At 61.6% G+C, this 15,400-nt stretch carries 13 protein-coding genes, 1 tRNA gene and 1 pseudogene; 7 read left to right on the top strand and 8 right to left on the bottom strand.

The genetic code is table 11. The annotated features are described in order from the left end of the window. Positions 1-33: 33 nt before the first annotated feature. The 4 genes from ACFFJ7_RS04235 to ACFFJ7_RS04250 all read right to left on the bottom strand — a co-directional run bounded on the left by ACFFJ7_RS04235 (position 34) and on the right by ACFFJ7_RS04250 (position 3,219). Positions 34-2,172 carry a ParB/RepB/Spo0J family partition protein gene (locus tag ACFFJ7_RS04235; RefSeq protein WP_377590853.1) on the bottom strand — a complete coding sequence of 713 codons (2,139 nt, stop codon included), beginning with the start codon at positions 2,170-2,172 and terminating at the stop codon, positions 34-36. Positions 2,173-2,281: 109 nt separating this feature from the next. Next, complete coding sequence (locus tag ACFFJ7_RS04240) at positions 2,282-2,476, bottom strand: hypothetical protein (RefSeq protein WP_377590854.1); 195 nt, start codon at positions 2,474-2,476, stop codon at positions 2,282-2,284. A gap of 154 nt (positions 2,477-2,630) precedes the next feature. Next, on the bottom strand, positions 2,631-2,915 hold the full coding sequence (locus ACFFJ7_RS04245) for a GDCCVxC domain-containing (seleno)protein (protein WP_377590855.1): 285 nt from the start codon (positions 2,913-2,915) through the stop codon (positions 2,631-2,633). Continuing rightward, positions 2,908-3,219 (bottom strand): mercuric reductase, encoded by a 312-nt coding sequence (locus ACFFJ7_RS04250; protein ID WP_377590856.1) that lies wholly within the window; start codon positions 3,217-3,219, stop codon positions 2,908-2,910. The genes ACFFJ7_RS04245 and ACFFJ7_RS04250 overlap by 8 nt, the downstream gene beginning before the upstream one ends. Before the next feature lie 83 nt (positions 3,220-3,302). Here ACFFJ7_RS04250 and ACFFJ7_RS04255 point away from each other — a divergent pair, with 83 nt between their 5' ends. After that, on the top strand, positions 3,303-3,734 hold the full coding sequence (locus ACFFJ7_RS04255; RefSeq protein ID WP_377590857.1) for a MerR family transcriptional regulator: 432 nt from the start codon (positions 3,303-3,305) through the stop codon (positions 3,732-3,734). 222 nt (positions 3,735-3,956) lie between these two features. On the opposite strand, the gene ACFFJ7_RS04260 is transcribed toward ACFFJ7_RS04255, so the two are convergent. From ACFFJ7_RS04260 to ACFFJ7_RS04270, 3 genes are all read right to left on the bottom strand, one after another. Then, a complete protein-coding gene (locus ACFFJ7_RS04260; protein ID WP_377590858.1) occupies positions 3,957-4,532 on the bottom strand; it encodes a PIN domain-containing protein in 576 nt (191 codons plus the stop codon). Next, positions 4,522-4,968, bottom strand: coding sequence for a MerR family transcriptional regulator (locus ACFFJ7_RS04265; protein ID WP_377590859.1), 447 nt, complete (start codon positions 4,966-4,968; stop codon positions 4,522-4,524). Before ACFFJ7_RS04265 ends, ACFFJ7_RS04260 begins: the two co-directional genes overlap by 11 nt. Before the next feature lie 131 nt (positions 4,969-5,099). Continuing rightward, positions 5,100-6,374 (bottom strand): site-specific integrase, encoded by a 1,275-nt coding sequence (locus tag ACFFJ7_RS04270; protein ID WP_377590860.1) that lies wholly within the window; start codon positions 6,372-6,374, stop codon positions 5,100-5,102. Positions 6,375-6,482: 108 nt separating this feature from the next. Here ACFFJ7_RS04270 and ACFFJ7_RS04275 point away from each other — a divergent pair. Both ACFFJ7_RS04275 and ACFFJ7_RS04280 read left to right on the top strand, forming a co-directional pair. Continuing rightward, positions 6,483-6,620: transfer RNA gene (locus ACFFJ7_RS04275), tRNA-Ser, on the top strand. Between the two features lie 241 nt (positions 6,621-6,861). Continuing rightward, positions 6,862-8,079, top strand: a complete 1,218-nt coding sequence (locus ACFFJ7_RS04280) for an AAA family ATPase (RefSeq protein ID WP_377590861.1) — start codon at positions 6,862-6,864, stop codon at positions 8,077-8,079. Positions 8,080-8,424: 345 nt separating this feature from the next. Here ACFFJ7_RS04280 and ACFFJ7_RS04285 read toward each other — a convergent pair. Next, positions 8,425-8,535, bottom strand: a pseudogene (locus ACFFJ7_RS04285) (IS3-like element ISBcen22 family transposase); the annotation flags it as partial. Positions 8,536-9,134: 599 nt separating this feature from the next. Here ACFFJ7_RS04285 and ACFFJ7_RS04290 point away from each other — a divergent pair. From ACFFJ7_RS04290 to ACFFJ7_RS04305, 4 genes are all read left to right on the top strand, one after another. After that, a complete protein-coding gene (locus tag ACFFJ7_RS04290; protein WP_166947519.1) occupies positions 9,135-10,049 on the top strand; it encodes an extracellular solute-binding protein in 915 nt (304 codons plus the stop codon). 65 nt (positions 10,050-10,114) lie between these two features. Next, on the top strand, positions 10,115-12,163 hold the full coding sequence (locus ACFFJ7_RS04295; RefSeq protein WP_377590862.1) for a hydantoinase/oxoprolinase family protein: 2,049 nt from the start codon (positions 10,115-10,117) through the stop codon (positions 12,161-12,163). Further along, complete coding sequence (locus ACFFJ7_RS04300; RefSeq protein WP_377590863.1) at positions 12,160-14,148, top strand: hydantoinase B/oxoprolinase family protein; 1,989 nt, start codon at positions 12,160-12,162, stop codon at positions 14,146-14,148. The genes ACFFJ7_RS04295 and ACFFJ7_RS04300 overlap by 4 nt, the downstream gene beginning before the upstream one ends. Before the next feature lie 8 nt (positions 14,149-14,156). Then, positions 14,157-15,365, top strand: a complete 1,209-nt coding sequence (locus ACFFJ7_RS04305) for an NADH:flavin oxidoreductase/NADH oxidase (protein ID WP_377590864.1) — start codon at positions 14,157-14,159, stop codon at positions 15,363-15,365. The last annotated feature ends 35 nt before the right edge of the window (positions 15,366-15,400 follow it).

Below are 15,400 nucleotides of genomic sequence, written 5' to 3' on the forward strand. Positions count from 1 at the left end.
GCGGGGCAACCGAAGCCGCCTCACCAGCGTGCGTCATTCGGCGGCGACGAGAGCCGCCGAATCGTCTGCGTCCTCGCCGTCGCTGGCGAGGAAATCAGGCAATGCCATGCTCTCTTCGTCCGCCCCGGCCGATGTGTCGGCAGCCGACTCCTCGATGTGAAGGCGCAGCGGCTCCGGCAACCAGCCGGTGTGGGCCAGGAGGCGTTCGGCCTCCCGCGCCATGGCGTCTTTCTTCAGGTGGTCGATCAGGCGCACCTTGTCCTCGCCAAGCGCTTCATGGACCGCTTCGAGGATGCGGGGCTTGGTGACGCGGCCGAGATAGTTAACGACAGTCGGCCGGAAACCTGCGTCGGCCATGTCGAGGCCGGTGGCACGGGCAAGGCGGTCGGCTTCTACCATGCGTGTCCGCAGGCCCTGTTCAGAAACGCCGGTGGCGCTGTAAGGATTCGGCCGCTCATAGAGCGCATTGATTCCGAACGAGACGCAATGGGCCAGCAGCGCCAGACGGCTGGTCTCGTCGAGCGCGTCGAGCCAGTCCCACAGCGCATCGTCGTCGGCCGGCAGGTCGGCCTTCCAGTCCACATGTCGTTGACCCACCGACTTCGCGTAGGGGCTGTCCTTGAGGTCGATGCCTTGTTCGCGGAAATGCACCTCACGCACTAAAACCTGCACAGCCGAACCGCTGGTGGACCGATTGAAGGTGTCACGGACCAGCCGGTGCAGCAGCGCGGTCATGGCGATGTGCGGATTGGCAGCCACGGCGTCGCTCAGCGCAACGGTGCGGTGCGCGGTCAGCTCGGACACGAGCCTTTCAGGGAGAGGCTTGATCGTGTCCTCATCCTCTTCGGGCTCGGCCGGCTGACCGCCGATGGTGATGACGGTACGTTGTGCATCCGGTGCGGCCGCACCATCCGCATCACCGTCCGCGCCTACCTCCGGCGTTCCGCCTTCGACGGACGCAGCCGGCTCGTCCTCCGGCCGCACCCAGCCGCGATCGACCACAAGCGCGCCGTCCTCGTCGAAGCTGACGAAAACGCCGGCGGTGGCGATCTCGGCGGGATCGTAGATGGCCGGGCGGCGCTCGAAGGCTTCGAGCTGCTTTTCGATTTCGCCGAGACGGTGGTCGATCTCCTCCGGCAGCTCGTCGCCTCCATGTTCGGCTTCAATCCGGTCATATTCGTCGCGGAGTGCCTGGCGGGCGATCCGCTCTTCCTCGGTCAGATCAGCGAAAGTGCCGGTGATGGCACGCAGTCCGTAGTCATGGTTGTAGGGAAGCTCGAGGTCGACCGCGACCCACTTCCATCCCTCGGTGGCCACTTCATCGGCGGTGGCCTTCAGTTTCTCGGCGACCAGACGGTCGAGGAGCGGCACGTCGTCGAGCCAGCCGTCTTCCTCATCGTCGAAGAGGTAACGCGGCAGCACCGGGCCGCCCGCCGCCATATAGGCATCGAGGCCGACGAAGAGCGCCCGCTTGTCAGAAGCAGGAACGCTGGTTTCCGTCAGCATCTGCCGGATGCGCCAGGGCTCGCGATAATAGGACTGCCTGATGGCATCCCAGACCTGTTCCTGGCGGGCGTGATCAGGGTGCGCGGTGAACGCCTCCAGCGTCGCCAGTGTCATGCCATCCTGGGCATAGACCTCGTGCAGCTTGGGGGAGGCCTTGGCGAGTGCGAGGCGCTGATCGACATAGCGCTGGGTGGTGAAGTAGGCGCTGGCGACTTCTTCGGTGGTCATGCCGCCATCGACCATGCGCTTGAACGCCTTGAACTGGTCGAGCGGATGGAGCGCGAGCCGGAACGTGTTCTCGGCCAGCGAGTCATTGATGGCGGTGGTCTTTGCATTAGCCTTCTTGACGATGCAGGGGACAAGGCCATCGGCCGGGAATCGCCCGGCCTCGACCAGCCGCGCGATCGACCTGTAGCGGCGACCGCCGGCCGGGGTCTCAAAATCGCCGGTCTCGTTACCATCACCGTCGAGGATGGCGCGGACATTGAGGCCCTGCACGAGGTCCTCGCGACGATTGATGTCCTGGGTGAGTTCGTCCAGACCGGCCTCGACGTTCGTCTCGCGAACGTTGGCTTCCGACAGCCGGATGCGGTTGAACGGAATGTCGCGCGCCCGCGAGAAGACGATGATCGCAGGGGCGGACTTCTTCTTGGCAGCTCTTGCCATGATGGGTTACTCCATGACGAGCAGCCGAGAACCTCTCTCTCGACTTACCAACCCGTCATGAAATCCCCAGCCCCTCTCTCCCTCTAAAGCGCGACCGACAGGCTCGGCGTTACCAGTCGGAGTGCTGCGGGCGCTCCTCGTTGACGCCGTATTTCCGGCGCAGCACCTCGATCGCCGCTTCCTGCCGTTCGATCCGGCTCCGCAGCCGGTCGAGGTCGGCTTCTGACACCAGTAGCAGATCGTCGAGGATGGTCGCCGAGCAGGCGAGGATCAGCAGGAGTTTTGACTTGGGCGCATCGCTCATGACTGCGCCCTCCCGGTCATCGCTGCGGAGACGATGCGCTGGACCTTGACGGGTCGCGTATCGGCCGCCTGTGGCAAGCCTGTGCTCCACGCCTCGACAGGTCCGGGTCGGCTACGGTCGCGGGCGAGAAGGGCATCTCTTGCCGCTGCACTAGTCACGAGCGACCAGTCTGGCGCTGGACGCCCGGCCTGATCTCGACGGCCGCAGCATCACCAGCGCAGCAGGTCGGCGCGCCGCCTCCAGCCTGAATCGGCGGGCACGGCACACTGCCATAGGAACAGAACACGCAACAGTCCCCGGACTTCGGCTTCAAAAGTGCGCCGCACGCCTTGCAGTCATAGAAGTACTGACAAGCTTCTGTCGGCATGGTCTCGGTCGCGCGATGACCGCAGTTCGGACATATGATCGTGGATTCCAGAACGAGAGTTGTGTCAGGCATAGACGTATCCTGCCCAGAGCAGACCGGCTCCAATCAAAAGCCCAACTAAAGTCAGCACGCGAACAGCGGGCGGCGTGCAGGTGTCGTTCGGCCCGCAGATCGATGCGGCCCGCTGCTCACGCCACAACAGCGCCACGCCACCGAGCCAAGCTGTGCTCTCGCCGATCGTCGTCAGGAGCAGTGGGAGCGCGCAGCACGATGCGACGCCAAAGGCGGCAGCCAAGGCCCCGAAGTTGACCCGCTCGGCCCCCGACCCGCTTGGGGGCTGTCGAGCCGCCGCCATTTTCTCGATCGCATCGGACATAGGACACTCCTTGAAATCAGGATGGAGTGACCTTACCGTCTGTAGTCGCTACAGATTCAAGCCCTAATTTCAGGGAGCTGGATATGGCCGAACACACCATCCCCATCGGTGAACTTTCGCGGCGAACCGGCTGCAACATCGAGACGATCCGCTACTACGAACGCATCGGCTTGATGCCAGAACCGCTGCGGCGTGGACGCTATCGCAGCTATGGACCTGAGGACGTTGGCAGGCTGGCGTTCGTGCTACGCGCACGGGAGCTCGGCTTCACGCTCGACGAGGTGCGGACACTGCTTGGCCTGGCCGCCAGCGGACAAGCGTCGTGCGCTGTAGCTCGCGATCTTGCTGAAGTACATCTGAAGGACGTCCGGACGCGAATAGCCGATCTAAGGCGCATGGAACGCGTTCTGGCCGAAACAGTGCGTGCGTGCGACGCTGGCGATGACGCCTGCTGTCCGCTTATCGCGACGCTCTCCAGGCCAATCACGCTCCGACGGTCGCTCCTTGGACCTTGACAGGGAACTCCCCATACAAGGCTTTCCCCCGCCGTAAATACGCAAAAGCGTAGAAACAACAGTCTGGAATTAAGCCTCGAAACGGATCAAAGCGGTCCCGTTGAAAACGCTCTTGCGGCTCTGCCCTCCGGTCTCGGCGTGCAACCCCATCGAAGCATCATGCGCTGAATTGTATAGGCGCAAAGCCGTGGCTGAGGGTTTCAGGAAATGGAGAAAGCCACCCTACAGATCGTCGACATGCTTCTCGATCTGCGCCGCCAGCTTGGTGAGCCTCTGGTCGCGAAGGATGCTGATGAAGTCGGCAGCCGACACGCGCGTCCGGCTGAGATTGCGCCGCGCATTCGCCAGCGAGCCGGTCAGCCGCTCTGGAACTTGTTCATAGAGACCGGCGAGGAAGGCATCCGGTGTCTGACGTACCAGATTGTGCTTCTTCAGCTTGGGGACCGGGAAATCACGCAGGTTCCAGGTTATGATTGTCGATGCACCGGCCTCGATCGCGGCGGCGGCGACGTGACGGTCATCGGGGTCGGGCAAGCTGACGGCCGCAATATGCTTCTCATATCCAACAACCGTCGCCGCCGGCAGCGCGATTGTCATGAGTTGCTTCGCGGCTTCCAGGCGAGTGAGCGAAAGGCTCGGCGTGTTGGCTACGAGATTGCGCATCCATTCGTCGTGGATCTCTTCAGTCCAACGCGCCTGGAACAGGCGGTCGACTCCTGCCTGGACGATGATGTTCCTCAGATGGAACGGGTAAAGGATGCAGGCGTCGCAGACCGCGACAACAGGACTAAATGCCATATTCGCGGTGGAGATCCTCGGCGTCGGCGGCCAGGGCTTCCATGGCCTTGCGCTGGACGTCGAGCTGCGCCTTCAGCGCCAGCACGTCCTTCAGCGACGCGCGCCGGTGCTTTCCGACATAGCGGAACGGCAGATCGCCGATCTCCATGCGGTGGACGACAAGGGGGCGAGAGATGCCAAGGATGATCGAGGCTTCGGTGGGGCTCAACTCCTCATGCTCCGCGATGACCGCTACCCGTTCGCCACTGAGAAGCCGAGACAGCAAGGCTTCGACGACATCGGCCGCAGCCGGCGGCAGCGAGATCGTCTGCTCCTCGCCGTCCCGGCGCCGAACATGCAGCTCAAGATGATCGCCCTCGCCGAGTTTCGGCAGGTGCGGCACCGCTTTGCGATCCCGGTCCGAGAGGCCGGCGAACTGGACGACTTGGCTGGCCATGGCATGTTCTCCTTGCCCGCCAATATAGGGGTACGCGCTTTCATCTGCAATAACTGAAAGTCCGTGAGACTTGCGAATGCGCTGCCGACGGAAACCGCCGCGGGCAGCACCCGCTTCCTTGCGCTGTGTCATCACGCCGCCTGCCTCTCTTCTTGCTCGGGAAGCACCGCTTTGTCCTTTTCATCAAGCAGGGAGGCGATCTCCTCGCAGGTGCGGGCGACGGCGAGCTTCAGGGCCTGGTCGATATGGACATAGCCTTGGGTCACGCTTTGGGCGGCATGACCAAGGAGAGCCCTGATCGTCAGTTCGGAGAAGCCGAGATCGCCGGCGACGCTGCCGAAGGTGTGACGCAACGTATGTGGCGTAACGCCTTTGATGCCGACGCTGGCGCATAGCCGGGAAAGGCAGGCTTTGGCCGCTGTGAAGTGCCCCTCGGTGATATCGGAGGGAAAGATATAAGGGCTCTTGCCTCGAACCGGTTGACTGGTAGCAAGCGTCGCGGCAGAGGGGCCGATCGCGCGGACCTGGGCATCTCCCTTGGTGTCGGGGAAGGCTACATAGCCTGCATCTGGGTGGAGCCAATGCCGTTGCAGACCCTGGCCCTCGGAAATGCGGAAGCCGGTGAGGACCAGGAACCGGACGATGGCGAGCGCCACCGGGTTTTCGCCATCGCGTTCCGCGTTCCGCATCGCCGCACCGAGCTTCTTGATCTCGGCCACGCTCAACCGCCGCTGTTTCTTGTTGCCCGTCAGCTTACGCGCGCCACGGCTGGGATGGTTTTCGAGCTTGTCGAGGCGGGCGGCATGTCCAAGGATGCTCTGGAGCGTTCCGACGGCGCGAGATGCAACACCAGAACCGCCGGTCGTGACGCCGCCTCGGCCCTTGCCCCGCGGCTTTGCCGTCTTGCCGGCCACGATGTCGGACTGCATCCCCTCGATGTCGGCCACCTTCAAGGTGTGCGCGAGACGGTTGCCCAGAAGCGGCTTGATGTGCGTCTCGATGCGGCTCTTGTCCATGGCGAGCGTCGACTTCTTGATCGGCCGATTGCGGCGGCCGAGGATGCGGCCGGCCTCCGCTTCCGCAAGATACCAGTTACACAAAGCGGAAACCGTCTGCTGGTGGTGCGGGTCGTCATCGGTATCAGCAGGATCTTCTCCGTCCGCGATGGCTCCGAGCTTGACCTTGGCTTTCTCGCGGGCCTGTTCGACGGTCATCACTCCGAAGCGGCCGAGATTGATCCGCCGCTCCTTGTTGGCCGCGTTTCGATAATTCAGCACGAATGTTTGAAGGCCGGAGGGAAGCATGCGGACTCCAAAACCCCGAAGTTCGCTGTCCCACAAGAATGCCTGCTTGCCCTTCTCGGGCGGGGTCATGGCTTCGAGCGCCCGCTTGGTGAGTTTGGCCATAACGCTTCCTCTCTGAGACTGCGATTGACGATCTTGCTGACAATAGCATAATGGCATGGCCTCTGTCAGCAAATTGTCAGCAGAAAAAGAGAAATGGAAGGGTATTTAGCGGATATGAGCGGCAATCTTGAAACTGATTTCGATAGCTATCGCAGTAAGATATATAGATTTTGGATAGCGTAGAGTATAGTCGTCTCAATCTTGCCAAGGTTGGGGTCGAGGGTTCGAATCCCTTCGCCCGCTCCAAAAATTTGGTACGATCAAAAGCCGCGGTTCTCCGCGGCTTTCGTCGTTTTGGGCGTGGTTGAAGTCGCAGGCGGTTGATGGGGCTTCGGAGGGCGCGGTTACAAGCGGGTTACAAGGGCGCGGGATGCGGTGGAGTTCAGCGGAATGTCACTATAATGGGACCGGAAAGACTCGGTCTCTGAGTGCAAATCGCCTATGATAGCCAGTAGTGAACGAGTGCTCGGGTAAAGGGCTTGCAAACGTGAAACTTCAGGATGTCTTTGTCGCGGGCGGAATGCCCAATGTGACCTATGTTGATAGGAACCATTTATCCTTAGAGAAGAAATTCCGCACGGAGTTGATGGAAGGATATAAAATTGTTGCAATTACTGGTCCGACAAAATCAGGAAAAACGGTTTTATGTAGAAAGGTCATACCAGCTAAGGAATGCATTTGGATTGACGGAGGACAGGTTGAAAGTCCAGATGACTTCTGGACAGCAATAGTTAGGAGCCTTCGATTACCTACTGAGGAAACAGAAAATATTTCAGGTAGTGCGTCGTTTTCGTGGCAAGCGATTATAGGAATAAAATCTCAAATTACTGCTGGAAGCATAGTAAAATATCCTGCTCCAACAAAAAAAGAAATCCTAACTGCGATGCGCTTGTCGAATCTCACTCTGGTGGTGGATGATTTTCACTATCTCTCCCCCGCCATTCAGCAGGAGGTTGTGCGCTCTCTTAAAGCTGAAATATTTGACGGATTAATTGTTGTATTTATTGCCGTCCCACATAGAGCATTTGATACAATTAGCGCAGAACCAGAAATGGAAGGTCGCTATGCTCACATTACGATTCCGCCGTGGTCTATAGATGATCTTTTGTCGATTCCCGAAAAGGGATTTCCAAAATTAGGGATGACAGTTCCTGATCAGACGTGCAAGACAATGGCTGCGGAAGCACTTCAAAGTCCTTTATTGATGCAGAGGTTTTGTGGTCGTGTATGCGCTTATTATGAGGTTACAGAAACGATAAAGCCCATAAGAAATTTTGAACCAACGAACATAATACTTGAGGATATCTATAAGGAGGTTGTAAAACAGTTTGGATTTCCGACTTTTGAGAAGTTGGCAAAGGGGCCGCAATCGAGGTCGAAAAGAAACCCTCGCCGACTCAGGGATGGCTCCGGCAGTGTTGACATTTACCAGGCAATCTTAATGGCTGTGGGGAAGACCGGCCCCAAAGCCAAGCTCCACTATGACGAAATTCGTGACCAGCTTAAAGATCTCCTTCGAGAGGCCGACATTCCACAGAAACACGAGGTTTCAAATGCCTTAGGACATATGGAGTCCATTGCGAAGGAAAAAATTAAAGGTGAACCTGTGCTAGAATGGTCATCTGACTATCTTTATATTACAGATCCATTTCTACGGTTCTTTATGAAGTGGTCTAATATAAAGGATTTCTCGTTTGAAGAGTAATGAGGACGGCTTATTGTGTCTTGGTGCATATGTTAGTTTCTCGGGTATGTGGGACTCGGTAAGGTGTTTAGCAGCATCAAGGAGATTCTGCCTGCCGAATCACCGCATCCGGATCAATCCCAATCGCCCGACTGATCATGATGAACTTCGCAACGTCGAGGCAGCGCTCGCCTAACTCGGACTTTATACGAAAGTCTGGCGCTGACCCAGTCGCTTCCCCTATTCGGCTTGCGTCAGCCCAACCTCCTTCCGCGCTGCTACTGACCTAAGCCCCTTAACCACCTCCATACTTTGGTAGAGTCCGTCGTATCCAAGAGACGGGCCGAATGAAGCGTGCACGGTTTGCGCCGGGCGACACCATTTTTTTGATGCGACATCTTTCAGAATAGCATTGGCCAACATCGCCTCGGCGAGCAGCTTGTTCAGTTTGGCATTCTCATCTTCCACGGTGCGAACGACGGCGTGGCGATGGCGCCAGTGCGAAGGAACGTGGGTGGCGAGTTTCTCGATGCTCACGACGTTAATATAAATAGCGGCACAAGCTTCGCCAAGCTCAGCATAGCCGGGCCTAATACTCGTCAACATCCCGGAAGCCGGCCAGCCCTCACCTCCACCGCCTCCGCTCAAATCGTCAAGCACGATGCAATAGAATCCAACCGCCGAATGCCTGGTCATTCGAGGCGCTGTGCCGGGGTGTCCGGCCGGGGTGTCCGGCCGGGGGGCCGGCTTCGGGGCGGGCCGTCCTGCGGGGTTTTCAGGCAGCGGCTATGCCGGATTGCGAATATCTGGTTCCGCATAGTCGAACGAAGCTGTCATGCTAACGTTTCTATGCAGACATCGCGAATCTGCACCCCAATATCCCCCTCGCCATCCTGGAATGGCGCAACGACAAAGCATATAAAGCTTTGTATATCAATAACATATATAACTTCCACAGACGGGAACATAACATGAAGCGAACTCTTGGTCCGTTAGCAGTTTTGCTATGTTCAGTCCTGCCGGCGACAGCTCAGGACCTGACGGTGACAGCCTTTGGCGGAATCTGGGAAGAATCCTTGCGCAAATGCACGATCGAACCCTTCGAGGCCAAGACCGGCAAGAAGGTGGCGATCCAGCTGGGCGGCTCCGCGCAATGGCTGAACCAGATTTCGGCCACGCCCGGGAATCCGCCTATCGACGTGCTGCTGATCTCCAGCGACGCGGCATTCGACGCCATCCACCGTGGGCTGGTCGAACATCTGACCGTCGATAAAGTGCCGGCGCTCGCCGAAAGCCTGCCCAAGTTCCGCGAATTCACCGGGGACAACGGCGCGGTTCACAATTTTGGCGCCATGGGTGTCCTTTACAATAAGGACACTGTTCCCGAACCGCCGAAAACCTGGGTCGAGCTGATCGACGGGACCATCGACGGAAAATGGACCTTGGCCGTCCCGGGCGTCAACAACGGCATCAGCGCCATGCTGACCACCGTCTGGTTCTGGTCCAGCCAGATGGGCGGCGGTCTCGACAACGTCGACAGCGCATTCGAGAAGCTGAAGGCGATGAAGCAGAGCGGCAACATGATCGTCTGGAACAGCTCCAGCGATGTACTGCCGCTGATGGGATCGGGCGAGGCGGACATCGCCGTCTACTGGGACGGCCGCGCCTGGGCCTTCGTGCGCGACGGCAACGAGAACTTCAACTTCTACGGCCCGGAGCCGGGCGTGGTTCCGGCAATGACCTGGGCGCAGAAGGTCAAGAACGGCAAGGAACTCGGCTACGAGTTCATCGACTTCCTGCTGGGGGAGAAGCAGCAGGCCTGCTTCGCCGCCAACATCCTTTATGGCGTGGGCAACATGAATGCGAAGGTGCCCGCGGATCTCGCACGTTTCATGCCCAATCACGAGGGCCTGGTCGTTCCGCCTTTCGATGGGGCCTCCACCAGATTGGCGAGCTGGATCGAACGCTGGAACAAAGAGATCGATAAGTGATCCGACGGGCCGGCCGGTGCTCCGGTCGGTCCACTCCTCTTCCTCACTAAAATCTGGACATCGCTATGGGTTATCGAGTCGGCGTCGACATCGGTGGGTCTTTTACTGACTTTGCGGTCTTCGATGAAAAAACCGGAAAGCTCAGCAGTATGAAGACCTTCTCCCGACCGGACGAGCCGGGCGCGGAAGTGATCGAGGGCATCCGCCTTCTGGGCGAACGCTATGGAATCTCTCCCGGGGAGATCACCTATTTCACACATGGCACCACGGTTGGCATCAATACCGTGATCCAGCGCCGGGGGCTGAAGCTGGCATTGTTCGTTACCCGCAACTTCGAGGACGTTCTCGAAATGGGGCGCCTGAAGGGGCCGGACATGTACAGCCTGCTCTCCAAGCGCCCGGCACCACTGGTGAAACGCTCGATGGTTTTCGGCATCGAGGGGCGCCTCAATGCGGACGGAAGCGAGCGGTTTCCCCTGGACGACGCCTCGATCGTCGCCGCTGTCGAGGCCGCCAGGGCGCGCGGCGCCGAGGGCATCATCATCTCGCTGCTGCATTCCTACCGCAATCCCGAGCATGAGCTGGCGGTGCGCGCGCGGGTGGAGGAGCTGTGGCCCGGCGTGTTCGTCAACTGCTCGTCGCAGACCTGGCCGATCATCCGCGAATACGAACGAACGATCACGGCCGTGATCGGCGGCTACGTGCAGCCGCGTGTCGCGCATTATCTCGGTTCGCTGCAGCAGGCGCTGAAGAAGGCCGGCGTCACCTGCGAGCCCCGCCTGACCAAGTCCAACGGCGGTATCATGTCTGCCGAACAGGGCAAGCGGGACTGCGTGCAGATGATCCTGTCCGGCACCGCCTCGGGCGTGATCGGCGCTGCCCATCTGGCGCAATCCTGCGGGATCACCAGATGCCTCAGCCTCGATATCGGCGGCACCAGCGCCGATATCGCGGTGATTTCGGACGGCCAGCCGAAGTTCGGCAGCGGCGAGCTGATCGGCGATTTCAACATTCATATCCCCTCGGTCTCGGTCTCGTCGGTCGGGGAAGGCGGCGGCTCGATCGCCTGGGTGGATGACCTGGGAGTGCTGAAGGTTGGGCCGGAAAGCGCCGGCTCGCGGCCGGGACCGGCCTGCTACGGACGCGGCGGGGACCGGCCAACCATCACCGACGCCATGGCCGCCACCGGGCTGCTGGGCCATGCGCCGCTGGGCTTCAACGCCGTCAATGTCGATATCGAGGCCTCCCGGCGCGCCATCGCCACGCTGTCCGACCGTCTCAACGATACCATCGAACAGACCGCCGAAACGATCCTGCAGATCGCAGTTTCGGGCATGTATACCGAGGTCAGCGCGCTGATCTCGAAGTACGGAATCGATATAAACGAGTTCTCCATGCTGGCCTTCGGCGGCGCCGGTCCGATGCTGGGCTGCTACCTCTCGCGCGAGCTTGGCGTGAAGGAAACCGTGGTGCCGCTGGTGCCGGGTGTGCTCTCCGCACTGGGCGGGCTGATCGCGGATCTGAAGAGCGACTTCCTCTCGACAGTCTATCTGGACCTCTCGGAAGGCGACGCCGCGCTCATCGCCTCGGAGTACGCGCGCCTGAAGGACCGGGCGGAAAGCTGGCTCGGGGATGAACAGGGCTTCGACGGCGACTTCCGGGTCACCGCCAGCGCCGACATGCGCTACAAGGGCCAGTCCTACGAGCTGGACACGCCGATCGATCTGGCGGCCGCGCTGGCCGGCGACGTGGCGGCGATGTCGGCCGCTTTCCATGCCGAGCATGCACGGATGTACGGCCACAGCAATCCGGCCGCCCCGCTGCAATTGATCTCACTGAAGGTGGTCATCACCGGCGTTGGCGACAAACCCATGTTCGAGGAGCAGGAGGTCGTTCCCGCCCGGGCGGAGCCGCAGCGTCTGGTCCGGGCGTTCATGGACGGCGACTGGCGCGACGTGGGGCTGTTCAGCCGCTACGACCTGTCCGCCGGCAGCCATTTCGACGGCCCGGCCATCGTGGCACAGGACGATACCACCACCGTCATTCCGCGGGGCCATAGCTGCCGCGTCGATCGCAACGGCAACCTGCGGATCGTGAAAGGGGATCAGGCATGATCAGCAACTCCCGCCTCCAGATTCTGGCCAATTACTGCGCGGCGGCGGCCGAGGCGATGGGTTTCACCATGATGCGCACCGCCTATTCGACCTTCGTCAAGGAGACCGAGGACTTCTCCTGCCAGCTCATGACGCCGGAAGGGCTGACCTTCGCCTCGCCGATCACCACGGGCGCGACCTGGTATACGGGTCTGGATTACGGCCCAGTCATCCGGATGATTGACGATTACCGCGAAGGCGACGTCTATGCGGTGAACGATCCCTACAGCGGCTTTGTCGCCACTCATACGCCGGACGTGCACCTGTGGATGCCGGTGTTCCGCGACGGGCAGCTGGTCTGCTTCGTGGGCAACCATGTCCATAACACCGACATGGGCGGTGCCGTGCCGGCCTCGCTGTCGCGCACGCTGACGGAGGTGCATCAGGAAGGCATCCGCTTCCCGCCGGTCCGCATCATGCGCGACGGGGTGCTGGACGAGCGGCTGCTGAAGATCATCGACATGAACGTCCGCTCTCCCACCCAGAACCGCGGCGACCTGGACGCGCAGCTCGCCTGCCTCGTGACGGGCGAGCGCAAGGTGCATGAGATCATCGACCGCTTCGGCACCGAAGAGTTCATGGCCGGAAGCCAGCAACTGCTGGCTTACGCCGAATCCCAGGCCCGCCAGATCATCGCCTCGATTCCGGACGGGGAATATGTCTTCTCGGAATTCGCCGACGAGGACAGCGTGGACGGCGTGCCCTGCCGGATCAATATCCGGATGACCATTGCCGGGGACAGCGTCGATCTGGACTACACCGGCAGCGATCCGCAGGTCGTTTCGTCGCTGAACATGCCGACCGGCGGCAACATCCGCCATTCGCTGATCACCGTGGGGCTGATCTACAGCCTGCACACGCTGCGGCCCGACGCGCTGCTGAACGCCGGCACGGTCCGGATCCTGACGGGCACCCTGCCCCTCGGCACCATCGTCAATCCGGTGGCGCCGGCGGCCGTGGGCATGCGCAGCCTGATCAGCGCCGTCAATCAGGCGGCCATCTTCGGCCTGTTCTCGCAGGCGGTGCCGGAGAGGATGCCTGCCTGCCCGGCGGGCGGTTCGAGCTTGCTGAACGTGCGGGCGGTGGCCAGCGACGGGCAGCGGATCATCGCCTCCATCGGCCCGGTAGGCGGCGGTGCGGGCGGTGGCCCGACCGCGGACGGGCAGGAAGGCTGCGGCGCCAACTCCGCCTTCCTGAAAAACACGCCGGTGGAGATCAACGAGGCCGAGGTACCGATCCACATCATCCGTTATGGCGTCGTTCCCAATACCGGCGGCGCTGGTCGCTGGCGGGGCGGCAATGCAGCGGTGATGGAGTTCCGCATGCGCACCCCGGAGGCGATGGTGACCGCCCGCAACCGCAACCGCGCCAGCCTCGCCGCCTGGGGCGTGCTGGGCGGCAAGGCGGGAGCCAACGCGCGCTTTACCCGCAACCCCGGCACCGACCACGCCGTCGAGTTGGGCAATACCGACATCGTTCCCTGCGAGCCGGGCGACGTGATCCGCAGCCAGGGCCCGGGCGGCGGCGGGTATGGCCATCCGTTCGACCGTCCGGCGGAAGCGGTGCTGGAGGATGTCGAAAGCGGCTTCGTCTCCGTCAACCATGCCCGCGATGCCTATGGCGTGATCGTCGTCGACGGCGCGGTCGACATGGCGGCAACAGCCCGACTGCGCGGCACGCGCGCGGCGCCGGAGGACCATTTCGACTTCGGCCCCAATCGCTCCGCCTTCGAAGCCGTCTGGAGCCGCCGGAACTATGATGCCATGACCGAGATCATGTCGCTCGTTCCGATCAACTGGCGTCATTTCGTCAAGCACCGGCTGTTCAGGGCGGCTGAGACCCTTGACACGTCCCTGTCCCCTGAAAGCATCCGGGAGACATACGCAAAGTTGCAGGCCAGCTTCAATGAGCTGCCATCCATCGATCTGACCGTTTCCGAGCAATGAGAGCCGCGATGAGCACCACGATCCAATGCCGGGCCAGCCGCCCGGCCTCCGACAACAGCCCGATGCTGTTCACGCCCTACCGGGTCCGGGATGTCGTCTTCCCCAACCGGCTGGTTCTGGCGCCGATGCAGATGTATGTCGCCGGCGCCGACGGCAAGCTCAACGACTGGCATTTCCAGCACCTTGCCCGTTTTGCCACCGGCGGCTTCGGCACCGTGATGACCGAGGCGCTGATGGTGGAGGCCCGGGGCCGCAACACCTATGGCGACTGCGGTATCTGGGACGATGGCCATGTCGCCCCGCTGCGTCGCCTCGTCGATTTCCTGCACGCCCAGGGCACCCTGGCGGCCGCGCAGCTCCATCACGCCGGCCCCAAGGCATCGCGGCAACGCCCGTGGGAGGGACGCGGCCCGCTCGGCGAGGCGGAGGCCGCCCGTGGCGAGCCGGCCTGGCAGCCGGTGGCCGCCGCGATGAACAAGACCCTGGACAACTGGCACGAGCCGCGCATGGCGACTGTCGACGACATCCGCGAGATTGTCGCAGCCTATGGCCAGGGCGCCCGGCGGGCTGACGAGGCGGGCTTCGACGTGCTCGATATCCATGCGGCGCACGGATATCTGATCCATTCCTTCCTCTCGCCGGTAAATAACGACCGCACCGACGCATATGGCGGCTCGCGGGAAGGCCGGATGCGGCTGGCGCTGGAGATCGCCGAGGAACTCAGGAAATACTGGCCCGCCGGCAAGCCGCTGTTCTTCCGGCTGTCCTGCGTCGACTGGCGCCCCGATCTGGACAATCGCGAGGATGGCTGGACACTGGAGGATTCCGTGGTGCTGGCGCGGGAGCTGAAGGCGCGCGGCGTGGATGTGATCGACTGTTCCTCGGGCGGTATCCGCTCGGCCAGCTCCGGCACCGACTTCCTGCTGAAGCGGCAGCCGCTGCGCAAGGGTCATCAGGTTCCCTATGCGGACCGCATCCGCCGCGATGCCGAGATCCCGACCATGGCGGTCGGGGTGATCCTCGACGGGCCGCAGGCCGAGGCGATCCTGCAGGCCGGCAAGGCCGACCTGATCGCCATCGGGCGGGAGGCTCTGGTCGATCCGCACTGGGCGCTGAATGCCGCGCGGGCGCTGAATGTCGAGAACCCCTGGTCCATGTGGCCGGCGTCCTACGGCTGGTGGCTGAAGATGCGCGAGGACATCGGAATCGCCGACTGACCCTCGGGGCGGCATGCCGCCCCGCCTCTCATCCT

The sequence above is a fragment of the Pseudochelatococcus lubricantis genome (genome assembly GCF_042432495.1).
Lineage (GTDB): Bacteria > Pseudomonadota > Alphaproteobacteria > Rhizobiales > Beijerinckiaceae > Pseudochelatococcus > Pseudochelatococcus lubricantis.

Coding starts and splice junctions, on each gene's coding strand:
- ACFFJ7_RS04235 (WP_377590853.1), bottom strand. CDS start 2,172: ATGGCAAGAGCTGCCAAGAAGAAGTCCGCCCCTGCGATCATCGTCTTC.
- ACFFJ7_RS04240 (WP_377590854.1), bottom strand. CDS start 2,476: ATGAGCGATGCGCCCAAGTCAAAACTCCTGCTGATCCTCGCCTGCTCG.
- ACFFJ7_RS04245 (WP_377590855.1), bottom strand. CDS start 2,915: ATGCCTGACACAACTCTCGTTCTGGAATCCACGATCATATGTCCGAAC.
- ACFFJ7_RS04250 (WP_377590856.1), bottom strand. CDS start 3,219: ATGTCCGATGCGATCGAGAAAATGGCGGCGGCTCGACAGCCCCCAAGC.
- ACFFJ7_RS04255 (WP_377590857.1), top strand. CDS start 3,303: ATGGCCGAACACACCATCCCCATCGGTGAACTTTCGCGGCGAACCGGC.
- ACFFJ7_RS04260 (WP_377590858.1), bottom strand. CDS start 4,532: ATGGCATTTAGTCCTGTTGTCGCGGTCTGCGACGCCTGCATCCTTTAC.
- ACFFJ7_RS04265 (WP_377590859.1), bottom strand. CDS start 4,968: ATGGCCAGCCAAGTCGTCCAGTTCGCCGGCCTCTCGGACCGGGATCGC.
- ACFFJ7_RS04270 (WP_377590860.1), bottom strand. CDS start 6,374: ATGGCCAAACTCACCAAGCGGGCGCTCGAAGCCATGACCCCGCCCGAG.
- ACFFJ7_RS04295 (WP_377590862.1), top strand. CDS start 10,115: ATGGGTTATCGAGTCGGCGTCGACATCGGTGGGTCTTTTACTGACTTT.
- ACFFJ7_RS04300 (WP_377590863.1), top strand. CDS start 12,160: ATGATCAGCAACTCCCGCCTCCAGATTCTGGCCAATTACTGCGCGGCG.
- ACFFJ7_RS04305 (WP_377590864.1), top strand. CDS start 14,157: ATGAGCACCACGATCCAATGCCGGGCCAGCCGCCCGGCCTCCGACAAC.